Source organism: Psychrobacter sp. (assembly GCF_036731945.1).
Taxonomy (GTDB): domain Bacteria; phylum Pseudomonadota; class Gammaproteobacteria; order Pseudomonadales; family Moraxellaceae; genus Psychrobacter.
On sequence record NZ_DAINDI010000087.1, the window covers coordinates 1 to 4,671 of the forward strand.

5 protein-coding genes are annotated in these 4,671 nt (G+C 42.5%); 3 read left to right on the forward strand and 2 right to left on the reverse strand.

Annotation, left to right across the window (positions count from 1 at the left end; all coding sequences use genetic code 11):
* The 3 genes from V7D75_RS13315 to V7D75_RS13325 all read left to right on the forward strand — a co-directional run.
* On the forward strand, positions 1–623 hold a 623-nt coding region (locus V7D75_RS13315), incomplete at its 5' end, for a lipoyl synthase (RefSeq protein WP_333614939.1).
* 141 nt (positions 624–764) lie between these two features.
* On the forward strand, positions 765–1,151 hold the full coding sequence (locus tag V7D75_RS13320; RefSeq protein WP_333614940.1) for a hypothetical protein: 387 nt from the start codon (positions 765–767) through the stop codon (positions 1,149–1,151).
* A 159-nt stretch (positions 1,152–1,310) separates the two neighbouring features.
* On the forward strand, positions 1,311–2,999 hold the full coding sequence (locus V7D75_RS13325) for an alkaline phosphatase D family protein (protein WP_333614941.1): 1,689 nt from the start codon (positions 1,311–1,313) through the stop codon (positions 2,997–2,999).
* A 147-nt stretch (positions 3,000–3,146) separates the two neighbouring features.
* Here V7D75_RS13325 and V7D75_RS13330 read toward each other — a convergent pair whose 3' ends face one another.
* Both V7D75_RS13330 and V7D75_RS13335 read right to left on the reverse strand, forming a co-directional pair.
* Positions 3,147–3,524: a hypothetical protein gene (locus V7D75_RS13330; protein WP_102077848.1), complete on the reverse strand. Its 378-nt coding sequence runs from the start codon at positions 3,522–3,524 to the stop codon at positions 3,147–3,149.
* 237 nt (positions 3,525–3,761) lie between these two features.
* The coding region (locus V7D75_RS13335; RefSeq protein WP_333614942.1) for a pyridoxal phosphate-dependent aminotransferase at positions 3,762–4,671 on the reverse strand (910 nt) is incomplete at its 5' end.

Sequence of the window (4,671 nt, forward strand, 5' to 3'; positions counted from 1 at the left end):
TGATTACTTCAGTTGACCGCGATGATTTAAAAGACGGCGGTGCTGGACATTTCGTTGAAGTTCTCAATGAATCGCGCGCGCTAAGCCCAAATTGCTTGATTGAAATACTAGTGCCAGATTTCCGTGGGCGTATGGAAATAGCCTTAGATTTATTGACTGAAACCGCGCCAGATGTGTTTAACCACAATATCGAAACCGTGCCGCGTCTGTATAAAGCCTTCCGTCCAGGCTCTGACTATCAGCATTCATTAGATTTGCTTAAAATTTATAAAGAGCGCCGTCCTGATATCGCCACCAAATGCGGGTTTATGGTTGGACTTGGTGAGACCGAAGAAGAAATCTATGCTCTGCTTGACGATTTAAAAGCCCATGACGTCGATATGATTACCATTGGCCAGTACCTGCAACCCAGTAAGGATCATGCACCTGTTGATCGTTACGTACATCCAGATGAATTTCAGCGCTATATGGACTATGGTAAAAAGATTGGTTTCTTTAGCATTTGGGCCGGCCCAATGGTGCGCTCAAGCTACTTTGCCGATCGTCAATACTATGGTGAAGATTGCCCAGCACCAATTCGTAGCAAAAAAGCGCTTGAGGCAGAAGGTAAACTTGGCTGCTAGATTCTAAAACCTTTATACCTATAAAAGAGAGACCTATCATGGTCTCTTTTTTTGTGTTTATTTTTTATCTTTACCGTTATAGTCTAAAAAATCTGTAGAATAAAACCGCTACCAATATTGATAAATATTAAAGGAAAACTTATGAAAAAACTATTTGCTTCGAGCATCGTTTTTGCCACATTTGCCTTAGCTGGCTGTGCCACTTCTGATATGAATACCAATGCTGGCACGGCGATTGGTTCGGCAAACGAGATTGGGATGAATATCTTTAAAGCCGCTATTGATAACCAATGCCGCAGTCAGATTGAAAAACAAAATGCTTGGCGCATTGCTAGTGTGGCGATGACAGACGCCCAAGAGGAAGAGATAAAAGGTCGAGTTTGCGGCTGCGTCAGTGAGCAAGCGCCGCAGCAAGTGACCCTTGTTGAACTTGGCAATGCGGCAATTGATGCCAACTATCGCACACAGCTGGTCACTAAAGTGGTAGCAAAAACGCTGCAGAGCTGTTATGGCAGTATCGTTAAATAAGTAGCTGAAAAATAGATGCTGGATCAGCGACTTGACTAAAGGGTCTATTTCACAAAATAAGTTTGGTTATTCATTGCGCAACCCAACTTATTCATATAAATTATTTACTATTGTGAATGATAAATGGAATTTATCTTTAACTCATATCAAGGATGACTGATGAAAAGACGTGCATTTATAAAACTTGGTGGTCAGGTAACGATAGCTGGTACTGTGTTGACTCAGCTCAGTGCTTGTTCATCAGATGATGACGTCAGGCCACCAAATAACCTCGATGGTCTAGATGACTTGGATGATTTAGGCTATCAAGGTGCAGCACCTTTTGTGTATGGTATTGCCAGCGGTGACCCGCTCCAAGATCGCGTTATACTATGGACACGAATTACCAATGACGGTAGTATCCAAGCCGCCAGTATTCCTGTTGCTTATAGGGTAGCAACAGACCCAGCGCTGAAAAACATTGTTACTCAAGGTCGCGCAATAGCGACAGCGCAATCTGACTTCACCGTAAAGGTCGACCCCAAAAACCTACAACCCAATACCACTTATTATTATGCTTTTGAAGCACTAGGCTACCGCTCTCCTATCGGTCGCACACGCACCATACCACAAGCAGACTTGCCAGCAAGCGAAGTTGATCGTGTGCGCTTAGCAGTGGTTTCCTGCTCAAACTATGGCTTTGGCTACTTTAATGGCTATGCCAATATCGCCAAGCAAGCCGACCTCTCTGCTGTCATACATTTAGGTGATTATATCTATGAGTACCCAGAAGGCTTTTATCGCGATAATGACTTAAAAGAAGAGCGACCGCTAGAGCCAAAAAACGAGATTATCAGTTTAGAGGATTATCGTCGCCGCTATGCTTGCTACCGTACCGATGTCGATTTGCAAGAATGTCACCGCCAGCATCCGTTTATCGCTGTTTGGGACGATCACGAAATTGCAGACAATTCATGGAAAGGTGGCGCAGGTTTCCATACTGAGAGTAAAGGGAGCTATATAGAACGCAAAATGTCTGCCGTGCGCGCTTATCATGAGTGGATGCCTATTCGCGACGACACTAGTAATGAGCTAGACAGTCAATTACGTATTTATCGACGCTTTGAATTTGGTAAATTATTCGATTTAAATATGTTAGATACGCGCATATTTGGTCGCGAAAAGCTTGATGCCAAAGCCAGTAACGAGCCTGAACGCCAACTATTAGGTCTTGAACAAGAAAACTGGCTCTATTTAAAGATGCTCGAAGGCAAACGCCGTCAAGCAACATGGCAAGTACTCGGCCAACAAGTTATTTTAGCGCCATTTAAAGGCACTTTTGCCACCAATTCTGGCGATATTTGGAATGGGTATGCCAGTGCGCGTACACGTTTGCTCAACTTTATCGAAGAAAATAATATTTTCAATACCGTGGTATTAACTGGGGATTATCATGCATCTTTCGCTTTTGATATCGCAAGAAACCCTTTTGAAGCAAGTAGCTATAGCCCTCTAACCGGCAAAGGCTCTTTAGCCGTAGAGTTCGTCTGTCCTGCCCTAACTTCTTTACCCTTCCCTGAAACCGCTGGGGTTGAGCTAAACCCGCATCAGAAATTTAACAATCAGACCGAACGTGGTTATATGCTCCTTGATATTACCGAGCAGGCATTTCAATGCGAATGGTACTACACGGACACCTTAAAAAAACGAGATGATAGCGTAAAATTTGCAAAAAGTTTGCTTACTAAAACACAGACTAACCACTTGATTGATGGCAGTCAATCGCGCCCGCTTACTAACGTCGCTGCCCTATCTGCTGCTGACAAATCCATATCAATGAAAAAGTCTGCCGCTTTAAGCGGTGCTTAGCACAATACGCTCTGCACAATATTTTGCACACTTAAGGTAAAAAAATAGTAGCCAACAAAAAAGGGTGAATCATATGATTTACCCTTTTTTATTACTCATTTAGCTAATGGAATTTATGAAATACTGACGTACTTATGACTGGTCAATTTATAACTCATTGCTGGGCGTTGGACGAACGGGCAAAGACGCGGTCGACGGCAATATTTTACTGCGATGAAAATACTTGGACGAGCCATCAATTATCTTGTTCACTTCCTTGACCAAAGCATGGATGACATCATCATAAACGCCATGATATAACTCGGTCTCAAACGCTGTAAAAGGATGCTTACGCGATGCCGAACTGACTTCTGTCACGCCCTGCTTACTATAAAAAATATCGACGCGGCCATCACTATTTAACACACAATTTAACTCTCCGCCTTCAAGCGCCATCTCGATACGCTCAGGCATAAAAATATAATCATCCACATCCATGAGCTTTTTTTCTACTTCTCTCTTAAAAAAAGATTTGATATCAAACATACATACACCCTTTGTCTTAAAATTTTAAAAACTTTCAGCACGTCTATTTTTATGATCTTTATGGTATGCGTCTCGCATATCTGCTTATGATAGATCATGCTTTATTAATTTATCCTATAAGGTGTACGGATACTTTTTAAGACAGAATATGTAAAACTGCGTTTGATGTTGGTAAAAAAAGACGCCGTCTAAGCGTCCCTTCTTTTTTGGTAAACTACATCATACGATGGTATGTAATTACACCCAGCCTTTTTCACGAAATAACTGTAACGTCTTAATAACGACTGTCATCTCTTCGGGTGTGCCAAGTGTGATGCGATTGAAACCTGGGATCGAGGGAAACTCGCGACCAACCGCAATACCATGTTCACGCATTCGATCAATATAGGTTTGCACGTCACCCTTGACTTCATAAAAAATAAAATTGGTTTGCGAAGGTAAATAGCGCAGCCCCAGCTCATCGAGCGCCGTCTCCATCATTTTTCTTGCTTGATTGGTAGTTTGTAAACTGTGCGCCAAAAACGCCTCGTCTTCTAGCGTTGCTATTGCTGCAACCGCACCTAACATGTTGATATTATCGGTAGACATCAAAGAACCAATGTCTGCAATCATCGGTGGATTGGCAATCGCATAACCGACGCGCAAGCCTGCTAGCCCAAATAATTTTGAGAAAGTGCGCACGACAATCAAGTTATCTGATAACCCCTCTTTTATCCATTCAACACCGCTCACAAAACTTGGGTCGGTGATATAGCCAAAGTAGGCTTCATCCAATAAGAAATAGTGGTTTTTTGGCGCATTTTTCATCCACGCTTTGAGCGTATCCGTTTCGGTAATGATAGCCGTTGGATTATTAGGATTGCATAAATAAAAAAGACTGATACCGTCAAATTGAGCAGCCGCTTTTTGTAGATTATCAAAGTCTAAATCATAGTCATCGCGCGTTAATGGCACTTTGACTACTGGAATATCTAATGAGCGTGCATACAGCTCGGCACAGCCGAAAGTTGGGTCTGGAATGATTAGCTGAAACCTTGTATCTGTTTTTAATGCTTTGTCATGCAGCATTTGTACGACCGCTCTGATACTCTCGATTGAGCCATTGCCCAATAAAACCTGATTTCCAGGGACGCCGTTGAGAGCCGCT

Excerpts from the sequence above, each read along its gene's own strand:
- V7D75_RS13320 (WP_333614940.1), top strand. The coding sequence starts at position 765 with ATGAAAAAACTATTTGCTTCGAGCATCGTTTTTGCCACATTTGCCTTA.
- V7D75_RS13325 (WP_333614941.1), top strand. The coding sequence starts at position 1,311 with ATGAAAAGACGTGCATTTATAAAACTTGGTGGTCAGGTAACGATAGCT.
- V7D75_RS13330 (WP_102077848.1), bottom strand. The coding sequence starts at position 3,524 with ATGTTTGATATCAAATCTTTTTTTAAGAGAGAAGTAGAAAAAAAGCTC.